This window comes from Spiribacter halobius (assembly GCF_020883455.1).
In the GTDB taxonomy this organism is placed as follows: Bacteria; Pseudomonadota; Gammaproteobacteria; order Nitrococcales; family Nitrococcaceae; genus Sediminicurvatus; species Sediminicurvatus halobius.
Window position 1 is genome coordinate 2315924 of sequence record NZ_CP086615.1, and the last position, 25045, is coordinate 2340968.

27 protein-coding genes are annotated in these 25045 nt (G+C 68.5%); 18 read left to right on the forward strand and 9 right to left on the reverse strand.

What is annotated here, in order from left to right; all coding sequences use genetic code 11:
• Positions 1-66 precede the first annotated feature (66 nt).
• The 8 genes from LMH63_RS10540 to LMH63_RS10575 all read left to right on the forward strand — a co-directional run bounded on the left by LMH63_RS10540 (position 67) and on the right by LMH63_RS10575 (position 6006).
• Complete coding sequence (locus LMH63_RS10540; protein WP_109675412.1) at positions 67-306, forward strand: FitA-like ribbon-helix-helix domain-containing protein; 240 nt, start codon at positions 67-69, stop codon at positions 304-306.
• Between the two features lie 185 nt (positions 307-491).
• Positions 492-701: a type II toxin-antitoxin system HicB family antitoxin gene (locus LMH63_RS10545; RefSeq protein ID WP_199225560.1), complete on the forward strand. Its 210-nt coding sequence runs from the start codon at positions 492-494 to the stop codon at positions 699-701.
• A 94-nt stretch (positions 702-795) separates the two neighbouring features.
• Positions 796-2271, forward strand: coding sequence for a P-loop ATPase, Sll1717 family (locus tag LMH63_RS10550; RefSeq protein WP_199225561.1), 1476 nt, complete (start codon positions 796-798; stop codon positions 2269-2271).
• Between the two features lie 230 nt (positions 2272-2501).
• Entirely contained in the window at positions 2502-2714 is a 213-nt protein-coding gene (locus LMH63_RS10555; RefSeq protein ID WP_109675416.1) for a hypothetical protein, read from the forward strand.
• A 208-nt stretch (positions 2715-2922) separates the two neighbouring features.
• Positions 2923-4152 carry an RNA polymerase sigma factor gene (locus tag LMH63_RS10560; protein WP_109675418.1) on the forward strand — a complete coding sequence of 410 codons (1230 nt, stop codon included), beginning with the start codon at positions 2923-2925 and terminating at the stop codon, positions 4150-4152.
• An 84-nt stretch (positions 4153-4236) separates the two neighbouring features.
• Entirely contained in the window at positions 4237-4683 is a 447-nt protein-coding gene (locus tag LMH63_RS10565) for a YybH family protein (protein WP_109675420.1), read from the forward strand.
• A 24-nt stretch (positions 4684-4707) separates the two neighbouring features.
• Positions 4708-5556, forward strand: a complete 849-nt coding sequence (locus LMH63_RS10570) for a YciI family protein (RefSeq protein ID WP_109675422.1) — start codon at positions 4708-4710, stop codon at positions 5554-5556.
• A gap of 33 nt (positions 5557-5589) precedes the next feature.
• Entirely contained in the window at positions 5590-6006 is a 417-nt protein-coding gene (locus LMH63_RS10575) for a YciI family protein (RefSeq protein ID WP_109675424.1), read from the forward strand.
• 316 nt (positions 6007-6322) lie between these two features.
• Here LMH63_RS10575 and LMH63_RS10580 read toward each other — a convergent pair whose 3' ends face one another.
• Positions 6323-7348 (reverse strand): AraC family transcriptional regulator, encoded by a 1026-nt coding sequence (locus LMH63_RS10580; protein ID WP_109675426.1) that lies wholly within the window; start codon positions 7346-7348, stop codon positions 6323-6325.
• A 296-nt stretch (positions 7349-7644) separates the two neighbouring features.
• Here LMH63_RS10580 and LMH63_RS10585 point away from each other — a divergent pair, with 296 nt between their 5' ends.
• From LMH63_RS10585 to LMH63_RS10605, 5 genes are all read left to right on the forward strand, one after another.
• Entirely contained in the window at positions 7645-8790 is a 1146-nt protein-coding gene (locus LMH63_RS10585; protein ID WP_229332559.1) for a YncE family protein, read from the forward strand.
• A 236-nt stretch (positions 8791-9026) separates the two neighbouring features.
• Positions 9027-9302, forward strand: coding sequence for a DUF4242 domain-containing protein (locus LMH63_RS10590; protein WP_109675428.1), 276 nt, complete (start codon positions 9027-9029; stop codon positions 9300-9302).
• A 48-nt stretch (positions 9303-9350) separates the two neighbouring features.
• Positions 9351-9770 (forward strand): VOC family protein, encoded by a 420-nt coding sequence (locus LMH63_RS10595; protein ID WP_109675430.1) that lies wholly within the window; start codon positions 9351-9353, stop codon positions 9768-9770.
• Positions 9767-10777: a GlxA family transcriptional regulator gene (locus tag LMH63_RS10600; protein WP_109675432.1), complete on the forward strand. Its 1011-nt coding sequence runs from the start codon at positions 9767-9769 to the stop codon at positions 10775-10777. Before LMH63_RS10595 ends, LMH63_RS10600 begins: the two co-directional genes overlap by 4 nt.
• Before the next feature lie 677 nt (positions 10778-11454).
• Positions 11455-12114 carry a thiopurine S-methyltransferase gene (locus LMH63_RS10605; RefSeq protein WP_109675434.1) on the forward strand — a complete coding sequence of 220 codons (660 nt, stop codon included), beginning with the start codon at positions 11455-11457 and terminating at the stop codon, positions 12112-12114.
• 170 nt (positions 12115-12284) lie between these two features.
• Here LMH63_RS10605 and LMH63_RS10610 read toward each other — a convergent pair whose 3' ends face one another.
• Positions 12285-13031 (reverse strand): DUF2182 domain-containing protein, encoded by a 747-nt coding sequence (locus LMH63_RS10610; protein WP_109675436.1) that lies wholly within the window; start codon positions 13029-13031, stop codon positions 12285-12287.
• A gap of 24 nt (positions 13032-13055) precedes the next feature.
• Positions 13056-13661 (reverse strand): DUF1326 domain-containing protein, encoded by a 606-nt coding sequence (locus LMH63_RS10615; protein ID WP_109675438.1) that lies wholly within the window; start codon positions 13659-13661, stop codon positions 13056-13058.
• A gap of 207 nt (positions 13662-13868) precedes the next feature.
• On the opposite strand from LMH63_RS10615, the gene LMH63_RS19445 reads away from it, so the two are divergent.
• Positions 13869-15836, forward strand: a complete 1968-nt coding sequence (locus tag LMH63_RS19445; RefSeq protein WP_146205155.1) for a winged helix-turn-helix domain-containing protein — start codon at positions 13869-13871, stop codon at positions 15834-15836.
• 34 nt (positions 15837-15870) lie between these two features.
• Here the strand turns inward: LMH63_RS19445 and LMH63_RS10625 are convergent, their stop codons facing one another.
• The 3 genes from LMH63_RS10625 to LMH63_RS10635 form a co-directional block, all read right to left on the reverse strand.
• Positions 15871-17877: a S8 family serine peptidase gene (locus LMH63_RS10625; RefSeq protein ID WP_158280265.1), complete on the reverse strand. Its 2007-nt coding sequence runs from the start codon at positions 17875-17877 to the stop codon at positions 15871-15873.
• Between the two features lie 96 nt (positions 17878-17973).
• The gene (locus tag LMH63_RS10630) at positions 17974-18585 is read right to left on the reverse strand and encodes a trimeric intracellular cation channel family protein (protein WP_109675444.1); all 612 of its coding nucleotides are present in this window, start codon (positions 18583-18585) and stop codon (positions 17974-17976) included.
• A 114-nt stretch (positions 18586-18699) separates the two neighbouring features.
• The gene (locus tag LMH63_RS10635) at positions 18700-19641 is read right to left on the reverse strand and encodes a LysR family transcriptional regulator (RefSeq protein WP_109675446.1); all 942 of its coding nucleotides are present in this window, start codon (positions 19639-19641) and stop codon (positions 18700-18702) included.
• Positions 19642-19743: 102 nt separating this feature from the next.
• Between LMH63_RS10635 and LMH63_RS10640 the strand changes: the two genes are divergently transcribed.
• Positions 19744-20214, forward strand: a complete 471-nt coding sequence (locus LMH63_RS10640; RefSeq protein WP_109675448.1) for a DoxX family protein — start codon at positions 19744-19746, stop codon at positions 20212-20214.
• Positions 20215-20545: 331 nt separating this feature from the next.
• On the forward strand, positions 20546-21115 hold the full coding sequence (locus LMH63_RS10645; RefSeq protein ID WP_109675450.1) for an MOSC domain-containing protein: 570 nt from the start codon (positions 20546-20548) through the stop codon (positions 21113-21115).
• A 39-nt stretch (positions 21116-21154) separates the two neighbouring features.
• Here the strand turns inward: LMH63_RS10645 and LMH63_RS10650 are convergent, their stop codons facing one another.
• A complete protein-coding gene (locus LMH63_RS10650; RefSeq protein ID WP_109675452.1) occupies positions 21155-21619 on the reverse strand; it encodes a hypothetical protein in 465 nt (154 codons plus the stop codon).
• Between the two features lie 10 nt (positions 21620-21629).
• A complete protein-coding gene (locus tag LMH63_RS10655; protein WP_109675454.1) occupies positions 21630-21983 on the reverse strand; it encodes a DUF6152 family protein in 354 nt (117 codons plus the stop codon).
• Positions 21984-22145: 162 nt separating this feature from the next.
• Between LMH63_RS10655 and LMH63_RS10660 the strand changes: the two genes are divergently transcribed.
• Both LMH63_RS10660 and LMH63_RS10665 read left to right on the forward strand, forming a co-directional pair.
• Positions 22146-23006 carry a mechanosensitive ion channel family protein gene (locus tag LMH63_RS10660; protein WP_158280266.1) on the forward strand — a complete coding sequence of 287 codons (861 nt, stop codon included), beginning with the start codon at positions 22146-22148 and terminating at the stop codon, positions 23004-23006.
• Positions 23007-23009: 3 nt separating this feature from the next.
• Positions 23010-24089 (forward strand): NAD(P)H-dependent flavin oxidoreductase, encoded by a 1080-nt coding sequence (locus tag LMH63_RS10665; RefSeq protein WP_109675458.1) that lies wholly within the window; start codon positions 23010-23012, stop codon positions 24087-24089.
• Between the two features lie 13 nt (positions 24090-24102).
• On the opposite strand, the gene LMH63_RS10670 is transcribed toward LMH63_RS10665, so the two are convergent.
• The gene (locus LMH63_RS10670) at positions 24103-24930 is read right to left on the reverse strand and encodes an alpha/beta hydrolase (protein WP_109675460.1); all 828 of its coding nucleotides are present in this window, start codon (positions 24928-24930) and stop codon (positions 24103-24105) included.
• Positions 24931-25045 lie beyond the last annotated feature (115 nt).

Genomic DNA, 25045 nt, shown 5'->3' on the forward strand with positions numbered 1-25045 from the left:
TGCGATACACGGTGATCCTCATGCTATCGGTGATAGCGTCATGAGGGTGTCAACCGGAGCAACGTCGTGGCCAATCTCATCGTTCGCAACGTCGATGACCGAATCGCGCAGGCCCTGAAGGAGCAGGCCGCCCGTCACGGCCGCAGCGCCGAGGCGGAGCATCGGGCGATTCTGGAGCAGGCGCTGGTCGGGACCCGCCGGCGAAGCCTGGCCGACGTGCTCGCCTCCACGCCGGATGTGGGTCGCGACGAGGATTTCGAACGTGTCGACGAGCAGGGAAGCGAAGCGCGACGTGTATTTGATTGATACCAATGTCATCAGCGAGGCGAGAAAGGGACAGCGCGCGAATCCGGGCGTGCGAACCTCCTTCGCGGAGGCCGCCAGGAAAGACCACGCCCTCTTCCTCTCGGTGGTGATGATCGGAGAGCTCCGCCGCGGCGTTGAGCTGATACGCCACCGCGGCGACAGCGCTGATCCACGATCTGACAGTGGTGACCCGCAGCGAGTCGGATTACTTCGGCACCGCGGCACCGGTGCTCATCCCGTCGGCAGCTAAACTTCGATTCATCAGCTTGCCGGGCCTTCTTATTCGTGAGGCGATTGAATTTCATCTCGAGGGGCTGAACGAGCAGAGAGAGACGATCCCGCAACCGCGCCCAAAGACCAATGCCGCCGAGATCGGTGCCAACTGGAGGCGTTGAGGGGCGACAGCCGTGCCGTGAGTGCGCTAGCCTGCTGTCATGTCCAGATCTAACTCCTGCACTCACCTGCACCTGACCAAATTGGAGACGGTTTATGCGGTTTAGTGAGTTGACGTTCGGTGCGCCGGCCGCCGAACGTGATGTCGCATCCGGCCTTTTAGATTATTTTGTGGAATCCAATGCTTACCACCGTGTAGCAAGCGGAAAAAAAACGATTCTCTTGGGCAACAGGGGAGTCGGCAAGAGCGCAATTTTTAAGGTGTTGGCTAATAAAGCACATAAAGACGGTGCCTTAGTGCTTGAGTTGACGCCAGAAGACTATTCTTACGAAATGCTTGCCACTTCCCTGCGGTCTGAGAAGGAGGGTTCCTGGGCGAAGTTCGGCGCCTATACCTCATCATGGAAGTATCTCTTGCTTATTCTTGCAATGAAGGTTTATGCCGATTCAGGCCCGAAGCTCAAGCGTGGAAGCCAAAGCAGAATCTACTCATTCCTTCGAGATCGATACGTTGGCCATCAAGAAAACCCTATTGCAATGTTGATCTCGTATCTAAAGAGAATCGAAGGAGTGAAAGTAGGAGGCTATGGGGCGTCTCTGAGAACTCAAGAGCTCCAAAGTCTTTACAAGCTGGACGAGTTGACCCCGTACATGGATGATTTGAGGTATCTCTGCCAACAGAGACCTATTTATATATTTGTGGACGAGTTGGACCGTGGTTGGGATAGCTCGGAAGACGCTAAGGCTTTTGTCGCCGGACTATTCCAAGCCTCCTTGTCGTTAAATAACTTATCGGACGGGTTCCGTGTATATGTCTCTCTGCGACGGGAATTATCAGACAGTATTCCGGAGCTATTCGATGATATTCAGAAGTATCGAGATATCATAGAAACAATCAGTTGGGATGAGAGTAGTCTGCTCGCATTGGTTGCTAAGAGAATTAAATACAGCTTGCCGGAGCTGGGTGACGCGGATGACGAAGAAGCGTGGAACGAAATATTCTTAGAAACAATACAGTACCGGAAGTCGAAGAGCTTTAATTATATTGTGGATAGAACTCTATACCGTCCGCGCGAGGTTATCCAGTTTTGCACTGATTGTGTGGAAGCCGCGAAGGCGGCGGACAATTTTCCTGTAGATTACCCCGTGATAAGTTCAGCGGAGCTTGGGTACTCGGAGAATCGCACGCGCGACATCGCGGCAGAGTATCGGTTTCAATATCCTGGGTTAATGAGTGTTTTTGAAGCATTTCGTGGGCGCTCATACAGCATGGATCGTGTAGACCTAGAATTGGTTTGTTTGTCGATTGCAACTGGAGAGATAACGGTTGACGAAGTAGCCGGAAGTTGGACGGATGGGATAGACCCGGACTCGCTAATTGAAATTCTTTGGCGGATTGGGTTTCTCCGTGCGTACGCCGTTGGCGGGGTGAAAGCAGTTCGGCGCAGTGGAAGTTCGTATGTGGGGCCGCACCAAGTATCGCACTTGAATGTTCATGATGTGCAGAGATTTCATGTCCATCCAATGTTTAGAGCCTTTTTGGGACTGAAGGAAGCGAAGAGTGGTGATTAGCGAGTACTGATTTAGAGGGCGGGAGCTGGGCGGGGGTGGGAAGAGAGGGGCGAGGGGTCAAGTCATTGACATGACACTTCCCAAATCGGCGGACGGTTGGGGATGTTTCGGGTTGAGATTGGGGGCTCCGGAGACCACGAACCTTGAGCGCGAGCGAGTTCCGGCGCTGACCCTGAGTGTTTCGGTATAATTAGGGGTGAACACGGTCCGGTCTGTCGATGGTCACGCCAATGGCGGAGCAACAGGAATTGACCCGCTCAGGCAGGCGAACGCAGAAAGCCCTGCTGTGCCTTATCGGCGGATTCGGTGCCGGCATCGCTGTCGGGGTCGCAATCGGATTCACGGTCTCGACGCCCGCGGTGGGCGTGGCGCTGGGCATCAGCCTCGGCGCTGGCATGGGGGGTGTTCCGGCGTCGCTCTACTATTTCGGTGACCTCGAGTGAGTCCGATGAACATCCACCTCGGGCCTAACGAGCGCGCGAAGGGCAACGCTGCTCACTAGGGTGCGTCCGCCAGCTCTCGACGACATGCGAATGGTGCTGTAGGCGCCGTTGCCTTGCTGAACGGCGCGAGACGGCACGACGCATCCGACCTGCACTACACTCCCCGCTGTCCCTGCACCACCCGGGACGACCGTTGCCCGTGTAGACAATGGAAGATCGCCTCGCCGAGCTCTACCGCACGGACGGCCAGCGGGTGCGCGCGACGCTCATCCGGCTGCTGGGTGATTTCGACCTGGCCGAGGAGGCGTTGCAGGAGGCATTCGCGGCGGCGCTGGTGCAGTGGCCCCGGGAAGGCATGCCGGAGAATCCCCGGGCCTGGCTGGTTTCCACGGGGCGGTTCCGGGCCATCGACGAGCTGCGCCGGCGCGCGCGGTTCGACGCATCCGTGCGCGCACTGGCGGCGGATCTGGAGGGCGCGGTGCAGGAGCCGTTGCCCCTGGAAGACTCGGCCATCCCGGACGACCGCCTCCGGCTGATCTTCACCTGCTGCCATCCCATCCTTTCCACCGAGGCGCAGCTCGCCCTCACGCTCCGGGAGATGTGCGGGCTCACCACCGAGGAGGTGGCGCGCGCGTTCCTCGTACGGCCGGCGACGGTGGCGCAGCGCATCGTGCGCGCGAAGGCCCGGCTCCGGGACGGACACGTGCCCTACGAAGTGCCGGAACCGGCGCAGCTCCCGGAACGGCTGTCCGCCGTGCTGCACGTCATCTACCTGCTGTTCAATGAAGGCTATGCGGCCACCGCCGGCGAGGCGATGGTGCGGGCCGACCTGGCGGGCGAGGCCATCCGCCTCGGGCGCGTGCTGGTGGAGCTGCTGCCCGAGCCGGAGGCATTGGGCCTGCTGGCGCTGATGCTGCTGCACCACTCGCGGCGGCATGCCCGCACCGATGATGCCGGAGACCTGGTGCTTCTGGAGGACCAGGACCGCGCCCTCTGGGACCGGGAGGCCATTGCCGAGGGCCTGGACCTGGTGGAACGCGCTCTCGACAGCGGTCGCGTCGGCCCGATGACCGTGCAGGCCGCCATCGCGGCGGCGCACGCCCGGGCGCCCACGGCGGAGCACACTGACTGGCGCGGGATCGTCGCGCTCTATTCCGCGCTCCACGCCATGTCGCCGTCACCGGTGGTGGCGCTGAACCGGGCCGTCGCGGTGGCCATGCGGGACGGCCCCGAGGCCGGCCTCGAAGCGGTGGACGCCGTCCTCGGGGGCGGGGGGCTCGATGGCTATCCCCTGGCCCATGCGGCGCGGGCCGATCTGTGCCGGCGGCTGGGGCGCGTCGACGAGGCACGCGCGGCCTACCGGCGGGCCCTGGAGCTGACCCGTCAGGAACCCGAGCGGCGCTTCCTGGAACGCCGGCTGACGGAGCTGGAAGCGTGACCCACGGATTTTTTCACCGGGCCTGTCGATTTCGCCCACCTTCCTTCGACTACTCAGTGCAAGCCGATAGGAAGGAGACCCCTCATGAGTACCCCAGCCCGCAACGATAACGCCGAGTCCGGCATCCGCACCCTGATGGACGGCTGGCTCACCGCGTTCCTGGCCCGCGACGTACCCGGCATCATGCGCTACTACACGCCGGACGTGCGCGCCTTCGACGCCGTCGCCAGGCTGCAGTTCGAGGGCCGCGACGACTACGCCCGCCACTGGGTGGAGAGCATGGAGAGCTGCCAGGGCCAGCTGATCGTCTCGATCGAAGACATGCGCGTGGAGAGCAGCGGCGACCTGGGCCTGTGCCACTACCTCGTCCGCTGCGGCATGGTGGATGCCGACGGCAACGAGAGGGCCTCCTGGATGCGCGGAACCCTGGGTCTGCGCCGGGTGGACGGCCACTGGCGGGTCGCCCACGAGCACGTGTCCGTGCCCTTCGACATGAACACGGGCGCCGCTCTGTTCGATCTCCAGCCCTGATCCGCACCGGGAGGTACCGCACCCATGCAATTCATCATCCAGCGAATGGCGGACCCGGCCACCGAGGCGGGCGAGCTGCCGACGGACGAGCTGCTGACGGCCATGGCGGAGTACAACCGGGCCCTGGCGGATGCCGGCGTGTTCGTGGACGGCATGGGGCTCAAGCCCAGCTCCGCGGGCGCCCGCGTGCACTTTGCGGACGGTGTGCCCGTGGTCACCGACGGTCCCTTCGCCGAGACCCGGGAACTGGTCGCCGGCTTCACCGTTATCGAGACGGACTCCCGCGAGGAAGCGCTCGCGTGGGCGAGGCGCTGGCCCGCCCTGGACGGCGACGGCCAGGTGAAGCTGGAGCTGCGCCAGGTCTTCGAGCTGGAAGACTTCCAGTCCGGCCCGGGCGTCGACGCCCATGCTGCTCTGGGCGAACGCCTCCGGCGCCAGCCGACGGAGATCTCCCCCCGCCTTGCATTCAGCGGCGACTGCCGCGAGGCGTTCGAATACTACGCCGATGCCCTGGGCGGGCACATCGAGGCCATGGTCACCCACGGTGAGACCCCGGCCGCGGACAACGTCCCCCGCGACTGGCAGGACCGGATCATCCACGCGAGGCTGCGTGTGGGGCGCTGGATCCTTCAGGGCGGGGACATGACCGCCGAGTGCTACCAGCGTCCCCGGGGCTTTTCGGTGCAGATCGACATGGACGATCCGGCCCGGGCGGAGGACGCGTTCGGGCGCCTTGCCGACGGCGGCGAGATCACCATGCCCATCGCGGAGACCTTCTGGGCCCGTCGCTTCGGCATGCTGGTGGACCGCTTCGGCATCCCCTGGATCATCAACTGCAACAAGCCGGAGACGGAGGGCGGCGACCCGGCCTGATGGGCCGCTGCCCCCGGGAGGAAGGTGAACGCCATGAAGTACGTGGCGCTGGTCTACTACGACGAGCGGATCATGAAGGCCATGAGCCAGCAGCAGTGGGACGCGCTCAACCGGGAGTGCCTGGGGTGCGTGGAGTCGCTGAGCCAGAGCGGCAGCTTCCTCGCCGGGCAGGCCCTGGAGAACGTGGACCACGCCGCCACCGTGCGGGTCCGGGAGGGCGAGGTCACGGTCACCGACGGCCCGTTCGCGGAGACCCGGGAGCAGCTCGCCGGCTTCTACCTGCTGGAGGCCCGGGACCTCAACGACGCCATCCGTATCGCGGGCCGTATACCCCCGGCCCGCCACGGCAGCGTGGAGGTGCGCCCGGTACGCGAGGTGCGCCCCGAGGGAAACTCCGCCGGCGGGCAGGCCTCCGAGACGGACGCGGATCCCGGGACCACGGCCCCCTGACCCGGATTTCGTTGGCACCGGAGCCCGGGTGCTCAGTCCCTTCGGCGGCTGACCCTGTGCTCATCCGCTCGTCGGGGGCTGTTCAAGCGCGAGGCGATTGAATTTCATATTGAGGGGCGGAGCGAACAGAGACAGGCGATCCCGAAATCGCGCCCGCAGAGCCACGTCGCCGGGATCGCTGCCACGTGGAGGCACTGAGGGGTGAACTGTGCGGTGAGGACGCTATCCTCCTGTCACGTCAAGATTCGACCCCAGCACTCTCGCGTTCCGCCGCTCCCCCGGGGCTAGCGCTGAAAGAGCGCGCTATCCGGCCCCATTACCCCGCAAGGCGATCGCCGGAATGACAGGCCGGCCCGCCGCCAGCGCCGCTCATTGACGTACGCCACTCGGTAGGCGCCATACCGGTGCCGCGTTTGAAGGCGCGGCCGAAGGACGCCTCCGACTCATAGCCAACGCCTTCGGCGACCTGAGCGATCGTCAGCGCGCTCGACGTCAGCAAGCCCGCCGCGATCTGCATCCTCCAGGCGGCGAGATAGGCCATCGGTGGCATGCCGAGGTGCTCGGCGAAGCGCTGGGCAAGGGTGCTGCGCGAGGCACAGGCTTCGCGGGCGAGGTCTCCCAGCGTCCAGGCGCGTCGCGGATCGGCGTGAAGTGCGCGCAGCGCACGGCCCACGATCGGCTCGCGCAGGCCGACCAGCCAGCTGCGCGCCTCGCCGGGCTGGGTTTCCGTATACCGGCGGATTGCCTCGATGAATATCAGCTCGGCGAGCTTCGATAGCACGCCGCCGCCGCCGATCCTCTTCGTCTCGCTCTCACGCACCGTCGCCTCGATCAGCGTGCCAAGAAGCCCGCCCTCGGCGTTGACACCATCGGCGACGTGCAGCAACCGCGGCAGTGCCTGCAGCAGCGGGTTGAACGGCCCGGCATCGCAGCCGAGGAAGCCGCAGATGATCCGCGCGCTCTTCGGCCCGTCGCCACCGGGGTTGAGGTAGAACGGCCGCGGGTTCTCCGGCGTGCCAGGGGCGAAGTTCGAGAGATCCGGGATGGCGCGCGAGTTGGGTTGGCTCGACATCGCGTGGGCATCGCCGCGCGGGAAGATCAGGATGCTGCCGGGGAGGAGTTGGAGCGGAGGCTGGCTGCCGTCGGTAAGCGTGGCCCAGCAGGAGCCGCTGACCATCACGTGGTACTCGATCAGGTGTTGGGCCTCGGGCATGACCAGCGCGCGGATCTCGCGGCTGTGCGGCGCCGCAGAGGCCCAGGGACTCGCGGCATGGACATCGAAGAAGACCGCCCCCGAAATGTGCACTGCGCGCAGGACGTCAGTGAGGATGTCGCCTTGCATCGTCCTGCGGGCCCTCGCTCGAGCTGTCCCGGAAGAACAGCAGCCTGTTCTGGACGCCTGGCAATTCCGCGAACCCGCGAACGCTCGTAGGCTTCATCCGGGCCTGCAGCAATGAACGCGGCAGGTGACGACAGCGATGGCGCGCATCAGTCCTTCGGGATCCGCCTTCTGAGAATAGCATCAACGCCTAAGCGGAATATGCGACGCCCGGTCCCGATCGGACCTCGCGCCCCAGCCGGCGACGCGCGGCTCTGCTGATCGCGCCGCCTCGACCACCGAAACAGTGAGACCCGACCATGCACAGCTACGTACGCAACATTTTGGCGACCAGCGCCCTTGCCCTCGCCACCGGGGCCGCCGCGGCGGGACAGACCGCGCTGGTACTCTACGAGACGAAAGGTGCCGACCAGACCCGACGGCAGGACGGTATCGCATTCATCGAACTCGATCCGGCTGCGCCTGACTACGGACAGATCCTCGCGCAGATCCCTCTGCCCCCGGCGTTCCACTCGCACCACATCTTCTACAACCCGGCGCGGGACAGGGCATACGTCACCTCCCTCGCCACCCCGGAGTTGCGCGTCTTCGATGTCAGCACCTTCCCCTACCGCTACCACTCCGTCGAGGTGACGGGCTGCGAGGTCGGCGAGGATGTGTCGTTCTCGCAGGCGCAGGGCAAGTGGTATCTCACCTGCATGGGCTCTTCCGTCGTCATCGTCGGCGATGCCGACACCGACGAGGTGCTGGAAACCCTGGTGATGCCGGCACCCTGGCCACACGGGATTGCCACCCACGACGGCATCGACCGCCAGCTCGTGACCAGCACCGTCAACCCCTCGGACCCGAGCGAGTGGGGCGAGGAGATCATCGTGCTGCAGCCCAGCACCGGCGCCGTCCTGTCCACGCACAAGGTCTCGAAAAAGCCGTCACCCTCCGGAGCGGGGCCGGTCGAGGCGTTCTTCGTGCCCGGTGTCGAGCCGCCGCTGGTCTACATCACCAACATGGAGGGCAGCCTCTGGCTCGCTGAGTGGCAGTCGGCTACCACAAGTTTCGCCTTCCGGGAGGCGTTCCGATTCGACGAGCTGGGCCAGGGCATGACCCTCGAGGTCTACTTCAGTGCCGACGGCGACAGGGCTTACATTACCTCGGCCAACCCGGGGCATCTTAACGCTTTCGACATCACTGAGCCGCGGGCGCCGAAGCATCTCTGGGCCGTCGAAACGGCCGGTGGGGCACACCACCTGGTGTTCTCCGAAGACGGCAGCCGAGCCTACGTGCAGAACAGCCTTCTGAACATCGACGGGATGAACGACGGCTCCATTTCGGTGGTGGATCTGCAGACTGGCAAAAAAATCGACAGCATCGACACGTTCAAGAATGCCGGGCTCACGATCAATACGATCGTGCTCACCCCCGAGGCCGAGGACTTTCACAGCCACTGACGCCAACGAAGGCGAGTGGAGGCTGATCCAGGTGGTGGCCGGATCGATCCCGTCTAAGTCGACGATGCGTAAGCGCGCCAGGTCCCCCAAAGCGCCCCGAAATTCCAGGAGCGCTATCTCCGGACGGCCCTGGATCCTGGCACGATCACCCCCGCACGCTGGCGCGAATGCTATCTGTTGCGCTGCCTCGCCTCGCGGCAATCTCTGGTTTCCCCAATCAACATGAGGAAACCGATATGAAGCGCTACATCATCGAACGCAACATTCCCGAGGTCGAGAAGCTCGAGGGTGAGGCGCTGCGGAACGCAGCCGCCACGTCCAACGAGGCGCTGGCGAGGCTGGGCGGAAAGGTGCAGTGGGTTGAAAGCTTCGTGGCCGACGACAAGACCTTCTGCGTCTATCTGGCGGAAGACGAGGATGCGGTGCTCGAGCACGCCCGCATCAGCGGTTTTCCCGCCAACCGCATCACCCAGGTGCACCGCACCATCGATCCGATGACGGCGGTTGCGTGATCGGATGGCACCGGCCGGCGCGGGCCGGCCGGTGCCCTGAAGAGGGGGATGACGGCGATGGCACATCCTGAACCCGGGGGGTGCTGCTGGATCGATCTGGCCGCCGCTGATGCCGGATCAGCGGCGGCCTTCTACTCCGGACTGTTTGGCTGGGAAGTGTCGGCGGGGCGCCTGGCAGGCGGTGATCTCCTGCGGCTCGAACATCGCGGGCGGCCGTTGGGATCGATCTATCAGTTGGATCGCCGGCAGCTCGAGGCCGGCGCCCCTTCGCACTGGACGCCATACATTGCCGTGGATTGTCTGGAGCAGGCCATACTCCAGGCTGAGGAGCTGGGTGGGCGCGTGCTTGTTCGATGCTTTGAAGCACCCGGACAGGTCCGCGTCGGCCTGGTGATGGACCCCGTCGGTGCCCTGATCGGTCTCTGGGAACCCGCGGCCCGCGCCAGGCAGGAGGACCACGTCCCATGATGGACGTAACCGTCGTGCTGCTGGGCGGCAACTATGCCTCCACGGCCCTGGCGCCGGTGGAGGTGTTTCATTCGGCGGGGCAGCTGTGGCCCGCGCTGACGGGCGGCGCCGGCGAGCCGGCTTTTCGCGTCACCATGGCCTCCATCGATGGCGGGCCGGTGACCACCGCCTACGGTCTGGAGCTCACGCCCCGGGCAGCGCTGGCCGACGTCGCGCATTCCGACATCGTCATGGTCCCGGCTTCGGGACTGGAGCTGGATGCCCAGATCGCGCGCTACCGCGAGCTCTTTCCGTGGCTGCGCGAATGCCAGGCACGCGGCAGCTTCATTGCCGGCGTGTGCACAGGCACGGCCTATCTGGCCGAGGCCGGTTTGCTCGACGGCCGTCAGGCCACCACGCACTGGGCGCTGGGCGATGCCTATCGGGCCCGCTACCCGCAGGTGGACTGGCGGCCGGAGCTGTTCATTACCGAGGACCGGCATGTGCTCTGCGCGGGCGGGGTATTCGCCGCGGTCGATCTCAGCCTGTACCTGGTCGAGAAGTTCTGCGGGCGGGAGTTGGCACGCCAGTGCGCGCGCTCGCTGCTGGTCGACATGCCGCGTACCAGTCAGTCCGGCTATGCCGTGCTGCCGCTGTCGCGGCCGCATGGTGACGAGCGCATCCGCGAGGTCGAGCGCTACCTGGCGGAGAACTGCGCACGGGATCTGCCGGTCAAGCATCTGGCCGAGCGCGCGTGCATGAGTCCGCGCACCTTCGTCCGCCGCTTCAAGGCGGCGACGGGACGCATGCCCGGGCAGTACCTGCAGCTGCAGCGCATCGGCCTCGCGCGCGAGATGCTGGAAGCCTCAACGCTGACCGTCCAGCAGGTCAGCGAACGCGTCGGCTACGAGGACGTTGCCTTCTTCCGGCGGCTGTTCCGTCGCGTGACCGGCATGAGCCCGGCCGAATACCGAATGCGCTTTGCCGGGCGTCCGGCCGTGAGCAATCCGCCGGCAGTGGCGTCCTGATGCAGGGTGTCTCCATGAACAAGGGGGGTGGCCCTGGATTCTTCTGGGTAAGATTTCTCGGGGTCAGAGTAAGAGCGCCGGAGACGCCCGACCTCGAGTGTCAGGGAGTGCCTGCTCTAGACACCGAGTATTGCTGAAGCCGTGGCAAGGGCCGCTCAGCCAAAGCGGGGGATTTGCTCGCGGCGTGATCGCAAAAAGGGCATTGGGGGGGGGGTACAGCGCAGCATCCTGGCGACGGTCGGCTTCGCCGTCTAGCCTGCGGAGCCTGTAGCGGATCGCGCGGCGCACGACCGCGCGCTCGGGGAGGCCGGGGAGGCGTCCGTCATCAACTGCGAGCGGGCGCGCCTGATCCGGGTGGGCGGGGAGCGCCCCGCCGCACGCATCGAGCACAATGTCTTGGCGCGCGCCGGATCAGTTACGGCCCAACTACGAGCTCTGGACCGTCCGGCGGGAGTCCTGGCTGCCGCCTTTTCCAGTTGCGACGCGTTATGACCGGGATCGCGAAGGCACGGATCGGTCGGAACCGTAGCTATGCCGGTGTCCTGGCTGGGATGTTGGTGCCCCGGGGTGCTATTGAATACCGATGCCGGGGGTGCGCGCAGGTGGAAGAGGGCGGGTTTTGCCGAAGCCGTTAACGGCACCCGGCCTGCTGTGCGGCATCAGGTGAAAGGCTGACCATGGAACCGGAATTCTGGCAGCAGCGCTGGAGAGACAACCGAATCGCTTTCCATGAGGGTCGGGTCAATCGCCACCTCGAGGCGTTCTGGCCGGGCCTGGGTGGCACGGAAGGCGAGTTGGTCTTCGTCCCGCTTTGCGGCAAGGCCTTCGACCTTGCCTGGCTGGGCAGCCGTGGCCACCGCGTGATCGGCGTCGAGCTGAGTGAGCGGGCGTGCCGGGCATTCTTCGCCGAGCGCGGGATCGAGCCGACCGTGACGGAACAAGGCCAATTCGTCCGCTTCTCGCATGACCGTATCGAGCTGCTGTGTGGCGATTTCTTCGATCTCGGGCCGGAGTATGTGCAGGGCGCCAGGCTGCTCTATGACCGCGCGGCGCTGATCGCCCTGCCGGCGGAGCTTCGCCCGCGTTACTGTGAACACCTGACCCGGCTGATGGGGGCAGGCACGAGGGGCCTGCTGATCACGCTGAACTACCCGCCCCAGGACTTCCATGGCCCACCCTTCGCGGTCGACGAGTCCGAGGTGCGTGGGCACCTGCACCGGCATTTCGACCTGCAGCGCCTCTACATGGGCCCACTGGGCCCCGATGACCCCTTGCTGGCTCGTGGGCTGGTGGGCGGTAGCGAGTCCGTGTACCGGCTCGACGCACTGGAACGCTGATGCGATAGCACATGCAATCGAGACTGCAGGCGCATGTTCAGCAAGGTCACCCCGATCACGGGCCGCCACGCCGGCGCCGACCTGATCGTTGCGACGGAACCCGGTGATTGCGTCTACAACAATTCACGTCACGGCCAATGTCCCGGGAAAGCGGGCTGCTGGGTTGGCGCCTATCCCGCAGGCATCATGACCCACCCGCCCGCGGCGACCAGCGCGCTGCCGGTGAACCGGGTCAGCCAGGCGCAGTGCCTCGCCGGAAGCGTCTTCTCGGCGACGATCACCGCCGTCAGCACGGCCATCCAGGCCACGCTCATCACCCCGAAGACGAACATCAGCAGCATCAGCGCCCAGCAGCAGCCGATGCAGTAGAGCCCCTGGCGCAGCCCGAGCCCCAGGGCGGCAACGGAGCCGTTGGGGCCGCCGCCGATGATCAGGCCCATGGGGCTGCGGCAGCGGCGCAGGCACTGGGTCTTGTAGGGCGTCCACTGGAATAGCCCCGCGGCGACAAGCAAGCCGCCCGCCACCATGGGGGCCTCCAGGCGCATCATGGGCGAGAGCAGGGCAATGTCGTGGAGCGCGCGCTGCCCCAGGGTGGCAACGGCGGAGAAGCCGATCCACGCCAGCAGGTACCCGCCGGCGTAGTGGTACGGGATCGCGCCGGCGGTGCCGCGCCGGCGGCGTTCCAGCGCGAGCAGCGCCGCCATCCCCGGGACCAGGCCGGGCAGCATCATGGCGGCCATCATCACCGACCACATCAGGAAGGTGGGGCCCAGCGGCACGCCGCCCCCGGCCATGGCGGACGGCATCGCGGCCATGCGGATCAGGTACAGCCAGGCGAGCGCCGTCACCAGCAGGACGGCGCCGAAGAGCAGGGCGGGCTCGCGCCGCGAGCCGCCCGGGGATGTTGCTGCCAGCATGGTGATTGCCTCCCGGCTCGCGGGTTAGGCGGCTGCGTACTGGAACCGCGCGTAGTAGGCCACCCGGTGGCTCACGTCCAGCTCGATGCCGTGGCCATGGTAGGAGACGCGCTGCGAGCTGGCGACCACCAGGTCGTTGCCCGGGGAGACCGCCACCGGGTGGCCGGAGATCCGGGCCTCGCCGCCGCCCTGGCCCTCGATGGCCTCGATCCGGGCATCGCCGCGGTCGCCGATGCGCACGCCCAGCCGGCGTCCCTCCTCCGTGAAGGCCAGCGGCACGGACTCCACCGCCATCACCTCGCCGACGAAGGCCGCAAGGGCCGCGGGATGGCCGCCGGCCTGTCCGCCGAAGATCTGCACCAGCGCGTCCTTCTGCCGGGCGTCGGCGGTGTCGTCGACATAGACCACCACCTTCCAGTCGCCCGCGGTCATGTTGCCGGGGGCATGCAGCGCCATGGCGAGGCTCAGCCCGTCGAGTCGCACGTCCTGGTAGTGGCCGTGGTCAATGTGCCAGGCGACCAGTGCGTCGCAGGTCTTCTCCGTCGGGTCGCCCCCGAAGAGGCAGGGGCAGGCGCCGGTGCAGGTGCAGGCCTCGAAATAGGTGCCGTCGAGTTGCCAGCCAGTCGTCATGATGTCGTCCTCCCGGTCTTGCGGTACGGAACCGCGTGGCTCATCGTCCCTGGGTATAGCCCGCGCCGTTGCCGCCGGCATGAGCGGGGGATGAGGAAATCATGAGAACGGTCGCTAGCCCGCATGTCTCACCGATCCGCGCCCGCAGCCGTGAATCGGTGAGCTATGCGGGCTAACAGGTCCGCAGCGGGCGGTGGACGCCCTGCGGTGAGCAGTCGCGAGGTGCGCACCATGGAGGTCAACGCTCCGGCGCCCACCTCCCGGGCGGCCGTCGTGGGCGGGCGGGACGACGAGCTGGCAGCGCTGGCACGCCTGCTGGAGGAAGACGGTCCGCGCATCGCCCACGTTTACGGCATCGCGGGCATCGGCAAGTCCACCCTGCTGCGCCTGTTCCGGGACGGCCCGGGCGCGAACGCCGCGCTGGTCGTGCTGATGGACTGCCGGGGCGTGGAGCCCACGCCGTCGGGGTTCCTCGCCGCGCTGGCCCGGACCGCCGGGGCGGAGGCGGATTCCCGGGACGCCCTGCTGCGCCGGCTGGGGGCGGCTCCGGGGCCGGTGATCGTGGCGCTGGATACCTTCGAGGTCTTCCGGCTCATGGACACCTGGCTGCGGACCTCCCTGGTGCCCTGTCTGCCCGGCAACCTGCGGCTCATCATTGCCGGGCGCCATGCGCCCGCACCGGCCTGGTTTGCCGGCGGGCTGGCGGAGCAGACCGTCACGCTGCCGCTGGCCGGCCTCGCGGCCGACGCGGCTGCGGCGCTGCTGCGCCGGTCGGGCCTCGCGCCGCGGCGCTGCGCGGCGATGGCGGCGAGGCTGCATGGCCATCCGCTGGCGCTGCAGCTGGCGGCGTCGGCGCTCGGCGCGCACCGTGACTTCGAGCTCGCCGAGGCACCGCTGCACCGGGTCATGGACAGCCTCACGGGCATCCACCTCGCGGAGGTCGACGACCCGGCCCTGCGCCGGGTGATCGACGCGACCGCGGTGGTCCGGCGGGTGTCGGTGCCGCTGCTAGCGAGCATGTTCCCCGACATGGATGCCGACGCCGCCTACGACGCCCTCAAGAACCTGCCGTTTGCCGAGGTCGCGGGCGACGGCCTGCGCCTGCATGAGGCCGTCCGCGATGCGGTGGCGCAGACCCTGCGGGTGCGGGACCCGGCCCGCCATCTGGACTACCGCCGCCGGGCCTGGCGGGCCCTGGCGCGGGAGGCGAGGGCGGCGCCGGGAACGGATCTCTGGCGCTATACCGCGGACATGCTCTATCTGGTGGAGAACCCGGTGTGCCGGGAGGCGTTCTTCCCCTCCGGCGCCAGCGGGCTCAACGTGGAGCACCTGGGGGCCGAGGATGTCGGCGCGGTGGCCCGGATCGCCCGTGCCCACGAGGGGCCGGAGGCGACGGCCTGCCTGGAGCGGTGGCTCGCCACCCAGCCGGGGGCCTTCATGCTGGCCCGGGACGCGCGGCAGACGTGCGTGGGTTTCTGCTGCCGCTTCGACCCCGACACCGTGCCCGCAGAGCACCTCGCGGCGGACCCGGTCACGGCGGCCTGGCAGGCGGATCTCCGGGCGAGACCCCTGCCGGCGGGCCAGCGCGCCCTGTTCATACGGCGCTGGCTCGGCCTGGATGACGGCGAGGGCCCCGGGGCGGTGCAGGCGGCCACCTGGCTCGACCTCAAGCGCACCTACATGGAGATGCGGCCCTGCCTCGGCCGCGTCTATCTCACGGTGACGGATCTGGCGCCCTACGCCGCGGTCGCCGAGGAGCTCGGGTTTCGGGTCCTCCCCGACAGTGCCGTGACGCTTGACGGCCGCACCTACCACAGCGCCGCCCTGGACTTCGGGCCGAAGTCCGTGGACGGCTGGCTGGCGCATCTGGCCGCCACGGAGCTCGGCCTGACCGCGGCCGACGACCTCCTCGACCGGGAGGCCCGAGAGCTGCGGGTGGACGGCCGCCGCGTGTCCCTGACGCCTCTCGAGTTCGCCCTGCTGGCCTACCTCCAGGCCAATCCGGGCCGGGCCGTCTCCCGCGAGGAGCTGCTGCGGGAGGTCTGGGGCAGCGGGTACACGGGCTGGAGCAACAAGGTCGATGCGGTGGTCGCCGCCCTGCGCCGCAAGCTTGGCGGCCACGCCGGGTGTCTGCAGACGGTGACCGGCGTCGGCTACCGCTATCGCGCGGAGTGATCGGTCCCCCTCGGCGTCTCCCAGCCCGCATATCTCATCGATACGCGGCTGCGGGCGCGGCACCGGTGGCCCTGGCCCTGAGCAGCCCGTGGGCCGCGCCATGCTCGGTGAGGGCCCGGCACTGCCCGTCCGTGAGCGCCGTGTTGCCGGGCGCCGTCTCGGGGCGCATCAGGTTGCCGGGCATGTCGGTGTGCGCACCACTGTCCATGAGGATGTGGGCGAGCTCGTGGGCGAGGGCGATACCGGGGTCGCGGGTGGCGCGGGTGAACCAGACCGTGTCCCGCAGAGCCGGCTGGCTGCGGGTGTTGCTGCGGCCGTAGGCGACGGCGTCCCAGCCGTCCACCTGGAGGGTGTCGGTGACGAAGTGGACCGTGGGCCTTGGCAGCGTCACCTGGCCGATGAGCTCCCGGGCGATGGCTTCGTGGAAGTAGCGATAGACCGGCGGGCCGGTGAGCTCGTGCACCCGGATGCGCGGCATGTGCACGCCGCACTGGGCGAGGATCGCGGCCAGCTGCCGGGCAGGCGCGACGAGATCCTCGCGCTGCCAGCCGCTGCCGCGGAAGTAGGCGAACGACGGCTCGAAGGTGTAGCGGGCGTCGCCTGCATCGTCGGCCGCCGGGTAGAGCACCCCTTCGCCCAGCGTGTGGCGGGTGGCGATAGCGGGTGGCCCGCTGTCCGGGTCGGCGAGCGGCGGCAGGGTTTCGGCGATTTCGGGGCGGGGCATGAACCCGGCGCGCACCCGGCCCGCGTCGCCGGCGAAGGGTGGCAGAACGCGTTCGAGGATGGCGCTGCGCAGTGCCGCGGTCGTGCGCTCCGGCCCCGCGGCGAGCAGCCGGGCGGCGAGGGCGGCGACCCGCGGCGCGGCGTAGCTCGAGCCCGAGACCGGCACCTCGCGGCCGTCGAAATCCAGCGCCCGCAGCTGCTCGGCAGGAACCAGCAGGTCCACCGCCTCCGGCCCCCAGTTGGATCCCCGCGCGAGGGCGCCATCCGGCAGTGACGAGGTCACCACGATGGTGTTGTCCAGCGGCAGAGCGGCCGGGTAGACGGGCGCCTGGTCTATGTTGCGGCCGTCGTTGCCGGCGGAGATGACGAACAGCATTTCGGGATGCGCGCGGGCCGCCGCCGCGAAGGCCTGCCAGTCGGCCCGGTCGCCGCTGCCCATGGCGATACTGACGATGCGGATACCGTGCCCGGCGGCGTCGGCGACGAGCTCCGCCATGCGGCTCATGTCGGGGCGTGGGTAGCGGTAGGGCACGAGCCGCGCTTCGGGCGCTTCCCGCAGCAGTATCGAGGCGGTGCGGGTGCCGTGGCGCTGGGGGAAAAACGGCGAGCGGGCCGGGTTGGCGTCGAAGGGACGGGCGTCGCGATCCCAGTAGTCGTAGCCGATGATGTTGCCGTCGCCGTCGCCGTCGCCGTCGCCGTCGCCGTCGCGCGCGAGGCGCTCGCGAATCTCCGGCAGCAGATAGTTGACCCCGGAGTCGACCATCGCGACGGCGACGCCGCCGGGGTCGACACCGGGCGGTACCGGCGGATTCAGCGGCTCGCGGATGCCGCTGGGATCGAGCGCGGCGTCGAGGTGACGGATAGCGAGAGGGCCTTTGCCATCGCTCCCGTAAACCATCTGCCGCGCGGCGGCGATGTTGCAGTCCGGGCCGGCGATCGCCGCCGTGTCCGGGCGCAGGCGGCCGTCATCGCCAGGGGACCAGAACTCGACGCTGAGCCGGCGCAGGCGGTTACCGGGCGCGAGCACACGAGCCTGAATTCGGGAACCGCCGGCGAGCGCGAAGTGCCGCTCCCGGCCGATCTCGATACCCCGCGAGACAATCGGCTCGTCACGAAGGCCGCGTGCGTCGGGGATGCCTTGCGCCATGGCGTCGAGACTCGCCGCCGGCGCCTCGCAGAGGGCTTGAACCGCCTGCCGTACGCGCTCGGCTGGCTCCACCGCGCCTGCCGCGATCGGCAACAGGATGGCGACGGCGAGGAATGCGGCTGCCCGCAGCCCCGCCCCCGGAACCGGCCCGCGGAGGATGTGTCTGCGCATGGCGGGTGTCATCCCCGGAGTATTCGGTGCCCGGCAGGGGCGGTCAAACCCCTGGCCGAGCGCCAGGACCTGGCCCTGACCGAGCGGGATTCGCCTTCAAGTGCGATGGGTAAAGATCGGCAGCGAGAGGTTCCAGCGCATGGCGGCGAGGCGCAGCGACAGGGCTACCAGGAGACCACACCAGACCGCCAGCGGCGCCCCGGCATCGATGGCCAGTAGGGTCACGGTCGTCGCCGCGCCGGCCAGCGCGGCTGTGGCGTAGAGCTCGCGGCGCAGCACCCGGGGCACCTCGCCGGTGAGGACGTCGCGGATCATGCCGCCGGCGACGCCGGTCATCACCCCCATCAGCACGGCGATATCCGGGGCCGCACCGGCCGCCGCCGCACGCTCGGCGCCGATGACGCAGAAGGTCGCGAGCCCCAGCGCGTCCGCCAGCGGCAGCAGCCGCCCGGGCAGGATTCCTGCCCGGGTCAGGAGCACCGTCACGATCCCGGCCGCGGCGGCGACCCACAGATAGACCGGTTGTGAGATCCAGAATACGGGTGTCAGCCCCAGGGTGAGATCACGCAGGGTGCCGCCGCCGATGGCGGTGACCATGCCGAGAACCAGCACACCGAACAGATCGAGATCCTTGCGCCCGGCGGCCAGCGCCCCGGTGGCGGCGAACACGGCGGTGCCGAAGAGGTCGAGCAGGAAGATTACTGACATTGCCGGTGCCGCCGAGGGGGCTTGGGGGTAGTCCGCATCCTGCCACTGTGGCCTGGGCCCTGCGAGGCGGCTGGCCACGGGGGCCGTTGTCAGGCAACACGCCCGCCCGGCTTCTCAGGACCCGGGCGGCGGGCCGACGTCCGTTCGGGCCAGCGTCTCGCGCAGGAACTGCCGGAACGCCCGCACCCGTGCCGGCGCCTCGCGTCCTGCGAGGCTGATGGCGTGGAGCTTGCCGGTGGCGAGCTGCCAGTCCGGGAGGACGGGTCGCAGATCGCCCGCTGCCACCGAAGCGTCCGCCGCCAGCGTCGGCAGGGGGGCAATGCCGCCGCCGGCGAGGGCGATGCGATGGGCACTGGCGTAGTCACCGGTGCGGATCGTCGGCCGCGTCAGCACGCGCTCGCGGCGCCGTCCCTGGTGCAGGACGAGCTCGGTGGCGCCCACCTCCTGCCGTGCGATCACCAGGTCGTGGACGGTGAGCTCCGCGGGGGCGGCAGGCGCCCCATGCGCGTCGAGATAGTCAGGCGCGGCGTAGAGGCGGATAGCAAAGGTCAGCACCGTGGCAGCCCGGTAGCCCATATCCGGGAGGTCGGCGACGCCGGCCCGCAGGGCCAGGTCGACGCGCATGGCGGCGAGATCCAGCGGTGCGTCGGTGACCAGCAGCTCCACGGTGATCTGCGGGTACAGCGCCCGGAAGCGCACCAGCAGCGCCGGCAGAACGTCGACCCCAAGATCCGTCGGTGCCGTGAGCCGCAGCTGTCCGCGGGGAACCGATCGTGCCGCCTGGGCGCTGGCGGTGGCATCGTCGAGCAGGGTCAGCGCCTCGCGCGCCTTGTGGTAGAACGTCGTGCCCTCCTCCGTAGGCGAGACCGCGCGCGGATGGCGGGCCAGCAGCGTCACGCCGAGCCGCTGCTCGAGGCGGGAGATGCGCCGGCTGACACTGCCTTTCGTTTCGCCGAGCTGGCGCGCGGCCGCGGCCAGCGTGCCGAGCTCCACCACCGTGCAGAACGCCCGCACGTCCTCCACCGCTCCCGTTATCGTTTCCGATTCGGCAACCATAAGTTCGGATTCTGCCATCTTCCAAGCAAAAGGAAACGATCGCATGCTCTGTTCCGTAGACGGCGCGATGGTCGCGCCGCCCCGGAAGAGAGGACCGAAGCCATGACCGATACCACCACCGCCAGTGTCACCCCGACCACCGACCGCGCCGCCGCTGTCGAGCGACTGCAGACCCTGAGCTACCCCTTGGTGCGCATCACCGCCGGCCTGCTGCTGGTGCCCCACGGGGCGCAGAAGCTCTTCGGCTGGTTCGGCGGCTACGGCCTCGCCGGCACGGGCCAGTTCTTCGGCGAGACGCTGGGCATGGAGCCGGGCATTCTGTTTGCCTTCCTCGCCGGGTTCGTGGAGTTCTTCGGCGGACTCGCCATCGCGCTGGGGCTGTTCACGCGGCCGGCCGCGCTCGCCGCCGCGGTACTGCTTGCGGTGGCCCTGACGGTGCACGTGCCGAACGGCTTGTTCTGGACCAGCGGCGGCATCGAGTATCCGCTGATGTGGGCGCTGATCGCGGTCGCCATAGTGCTCCGCGGCGGCGGCGCCTATTCGCTGGACGCCCGCCTGCGGCTCCCGTTCTAGCCAGGCCGTCGCGTAGCCTCGCGGTCGACCATGTGCCGTCGAAGACCCCACCCTGACCCGTCATCGGACAGGTGCCGTGTCGGGTCACGGTGGGGCGAACTGGTGCTGATGGTAGAGCTCGCTCGCCGGGCGCTTGATCGGTACCGATTCCTGGCCTGGATGCCGTTAGCGTTCTGGCAGCATGCCTGGCCCGCATATCTCACCGGTTCGCGAATCGAGGGCGTGGTGCCGTTTGCGCAGTGTCAGGCAGGCTGTGCCCCGTCCGAGCCGCGGTCACGCCACTGGTATCATGCCGCCCCTCCAACGCGAATCAAGCCCATACGAGGACGGCATGCGAGAGGTCGAGCAGGCGGTGTTTCCCACGCTGGAGCATCTCGAGGCGAAGAAGCCGTGGGTGCTGGACGCGCCGAAGGACGCTGCACCGATTCTCTCGCTCTGCGTGCGCCCGGCGGAGGGCGAGCGGCAGTTCGTCGGGCGTATCCGTTTCGATCCGGAGCAGGGTGTCGTCGGCGACCGCTGGCGCTGGAAGACCTGGATGCATCTGCCGGACGGCAGCCCGGACCCGCGTATCCAGGTCTGCATGCTCGGTAGCCGGGTGCTGCAGTTGGTCCGCCGGGAGGGCACGGCGATGATCCATCCCGGCGACACGATCATCGCGGACATGGACTTCTCGGAGGCGAACCTGCCCGCGGGCCAGCGGCTGCAGGTGGGCACGGCGGTGCTGGAGGTCTCGGACGTATTCAACACGGGTTGCGCCAAGTGGCAGCAGCGTTACGGCCCCGCCGCCCTGCGCTGGATCAACCGGCCGGAGAACCGGCCGCTACGGCTGCGGGGCATTCTCGCCCGGGTAGTCACGGCGGGCGAGGCCAGGCTGGGCGACGTGGTGCGGAAGCTGGGTTGAGAGGCAAGCCGGCAGCCGTGTAGCGGTCAGATATGCGGGCTAGAAATAGCCGACAAGGCGCCCGAGCAGCAGCGTGAGGAGCCAGCCGGCCAGGGAGACGGCGGCGGTGGTTCTGCCCGGCAGACGGGCCCTGGCGGTGGGCGTCGCGCGTCGTGCGCGCAGCCGCCAGGCCAGGGCATTGGCGACCCCGACCCCCACCAGGCCCATCTTGCCGAGGAACCAGGGCGAGGCGGCGTACTCCGTCGCACGGGCGCAGAAGAGCAGCAGACCCGCAATGGCGGCAAGGAGCAGTCCGCTGGCGGCGACGGGGACGAGCACCCGGGCCAGGCCTTCCGCGGGTTCGGTCGCCCACACGCCGAGCAGGCGCAGGTCGAGGGGCACGATGGCGCCCACCAGCAGGGCGAAACCGAGGATATGAGCGGCGTTCACCAGCGGATAGGCCCAGACCGACTGGCGCAGGGCGGTGGCCAGCGGCGAGCCCTCCAGGGCGGCCAGCAGCTCCATGCCGACGGCCTCAGCGGCCGGGGTAGAGCACGTAGTCCTCGCCGTCGATGACCACGCGCACGGCCTTGATGCGGGCATCCTCCGGCGCGGCCGCGCCGTGCACGGTGATCGTCCGGCCCTCGCTGAGCAGCTCGGCGGTCAGGCCCGCGCGATCGTTACGCCAGGGCTGGCCGACCTCCACGTTCCAGGCGGTGCCGTCGACGTCGAGCGTGAGCTCGCCGTGGGGGTTGCCGAGCCGCGCCTCGGTGATGCTGCCGGTGACGCTGTAGTCGTCCTCCGTGGCCCATGCCCAGCCGTGGTGGGCAACGGCTGGTGCGGTGGCGAGCGTGGCCAGAAGGAGCAGGTACTTCAGTGGGTTGCGCATGGTTTCTTCCTCACCGCGGTAGAAGCCCCTGGGGGATAGACGCCGGCGCCACCGACAACGTTTCACCCCCGCTGCCACCTGCCGACGGATGGTATCGCTTGAACTCATGGCTGCCACGCGCGATCGTTGCGGCACCCGCGAACCTGCATGATGACGCCCCCCATGCCTCTCGAAAGCTTCTGGCCGGCCCTGATCGGCAATCGCATGCTTAGCTCGCTGGCGCTGATCCTGGCGCTGATGGCCCTGCGCTACCTTGCTGCCCGAATTATCCGCCGCGACCAGGTCATTCTGACCGGTGACCGCCGCGCCTGGCTCGCCCGCATCCGGAATATCGCCGTGATTCTCGGCGTGGTGGGCCTGGTTCTCATCTGGCTGCCGTCGCTGCACACCTTCGCCCTCTCCATCACGGCCTTCGCGCTCGCGCTGGTGGTGGCCACCAAGGAGCTCATCCTCTGTCTGTCCGGCACGGTGCTCCGGGCCATCAACCGGCCCTTCGACATCGGCGACTGGATCGAGGTGGGCACCCTGCGCGGCGAGGTGGTGGACCAGACAATACTCGCCACTCGCCTGCAGGAGATCGGCGGCCCCGTCGGGCACTACGAGTATTCCGGCAAGACCATCACGCTGCCCAACAGCATCCTCCTCACCACGCCGGTGCAGAATCAGCAGTTCTTCCGGAAGTGGGTGTTTCTGGAGGTGGAGACGGTGCTGGAGCCGGACGTCGACATGACCCGGGCACTGCCCGAGATCGAGTCCCAGGTGGCCGGCCTGTATGCGCCGCATGCCGAGCTTGGGGAGCGCTATACCGCCCTCATAGAGAAGCGCAGCGGCATCGATATTGCCGAGCCGCAGCCGCGGGTGAGTCTGGCCACCAGTGACATCGGCAAGCAGCGCGTCCTGGTCACCCTGTTCTGTCCGACCCCGAAGGCCTTCGAGATGGAGCGGGCGATCAATACCCTGGTGCTCCAGCAGTACTGGCAGCGGCGGGCGGGCACGGCGGTGCCCGCGGCGGGCGGGGCCTGAGCCATGGCCGCGGGTGCCGCCAACCCTCGCCGGCGCGCCGAGCGCTTCTGCGCGGACTACGGCCTCGCCCGGCCCATTCTGCTCGCGCCGATGGCCGGAGCCTGCCCCGTGGCACTGTCCGTGGCGGTGGCCAATGCCGGAGGCATGGGTGCTCTGGGCGCGCTAATGACCCAGCCGGCGGGTATCGGTGAATGGGTGCAGGCCTTCCGCGAAGCCAGTCAGGGCCCGCTGCAGATCAACCTCTGGATCCCTGATCCGCCGCCGCCTCGGGACGCCGGTGCCGAGGCCGTGGTGCGTCGCTTCCTCGCCCGGTTCGGCCCTGAGCCGCCCCCGGACGCGGCGGACGCCTCGCTGCCGGACTTCGCCGCGCAGTGCGCTGCACTGCTGGACGCGGAGCCGACCGTAATCTCATCGATCATGGGGCTTTACCCACCGGAATTCGTGCGGCGCATGAAGGATCGCGGGATCCGCTGGTTTGCCACCGCCACCACCTTGAGCGAGGCGCTGGCGGCGGAAGCGGCGGGGGCGGACGCCGTTGTGGCCCAGGGTGCCGAGGCCGGGGGGCACCGCGGAGCCTTCGAGGCCGAGGGCGCGGAGCGTCGCGCCGTCGGGCTGTTCGCGCTGCTGCCGCGCCTCGCGGACCGGCTCACCGTGCCGGTGATCGCTGCCGGCGGCATTGCCGATGGCCGCGGCGTCGCCGCCGCGCTGACGCTCGGCGCCAGCGCCGTCAGCGTCGGTACCGGCTTCCTGCGCTGCCCCGAGGCCGGTATCCCTCACGCCTGGGCGGCGGCGCTGGGTCGCTGCGAGCCGGAGGGCACGCGGCTCACCCGCGCTTTCAGCGGCCGCCCCGGGCGTGCCCTCGCCACGGACTTCGTCGAGGCCGCGGCCGCTCCGGACGCCCCGGCACCGGCCCCTTACCCGGTGCAGCGCGCATTGACCGCCGCCATGAGGCGGGAGGCTGCCGATACCGGGGACGTGCAGCGCATGCAGGCCTGGGCCGGGCAGGCCGCGGCCCTGGCGCGGGCGGAGCCGGCGGGCGATGTCGTGCGCAGGCTCTGGGACGAGGCCGAGGCGCACCTGTAGTCCGCGCCGCCGGTCACGGCGGCAGCACCCGATCGAGGAACGCGTCGAGTGCCCTGCGGTAGGCCTGCTCGGAGGTCAGGAAGGCGTCGTCGTGGCCGCCGTCGAGCAGGATGTAGTCCACCGCGTTGGGCGCCGCTTCGAACAGGGCCTCGCCATGAGCGGGCGGAACGATGGTGTCATCGCGGCCGTGCACCACCAGCACCGGCTGCTGGACGGATTGCAGATTCGCCTGGGTGTCGTAGCGATGCCGTAGCAGTGGCCGCACCGGGAACATCGGGTACTGGCGGGCGGCGAGGTCGGTGACGGAGGTGAAGGCCGCCTCGAGGATAACGCCGGCGAGCGGGCGCTCCGTCGCAAGTCGTGCGGCGACGGCGCTGCCGAGGGAACGGCCGAGGGCCACGATGCGCTCCGCCGGAATGCCGCGCTCGTCGGTGAGATGCGCCCAGGCCGCCCGCGCGTCGGCATAGAGGCCCTCTTCACCCGGGGTGCCCGTGCTCTCGCCGTAGCCGCGGTAGTCGATGATGAGCACCTGCACGCCGAGGTCGATGAGCAGGCTCAGGCTGTCCAGGCGGTGGGAGATGTTGCCGGCATTGCCGTGCAGGAACAGCACCGTGCCCCGTGCCTTGGGGTCCGGCAGGAACCACCCGTGCAGGCGCTCGCCATCGGCGGTGTCGATGCGTACCGTCTCGTAGTCGAGCCCGCGCGCCGCTGGCGTGGCCTCGAGGCTGCGCCCCGGGACGTGGGGCAGGTGGATCAGACGCCCCTGCATGACCCACAGTGCCGCCAGCACGGCGGCGTAGAGCAGAACGGCGCTACCCAGCAGCTTGGCAAGCAGAGGCATGGGACGTGCCTCGGTGACCGCAGGCGCCTATACGGTACCGCCTCGCAGGGGATTGCGCAGTGTGCCGGCGGCTGACAGCCCGTGGGCTGCCTCCGCCGTGCCCGGGAGGAGACGC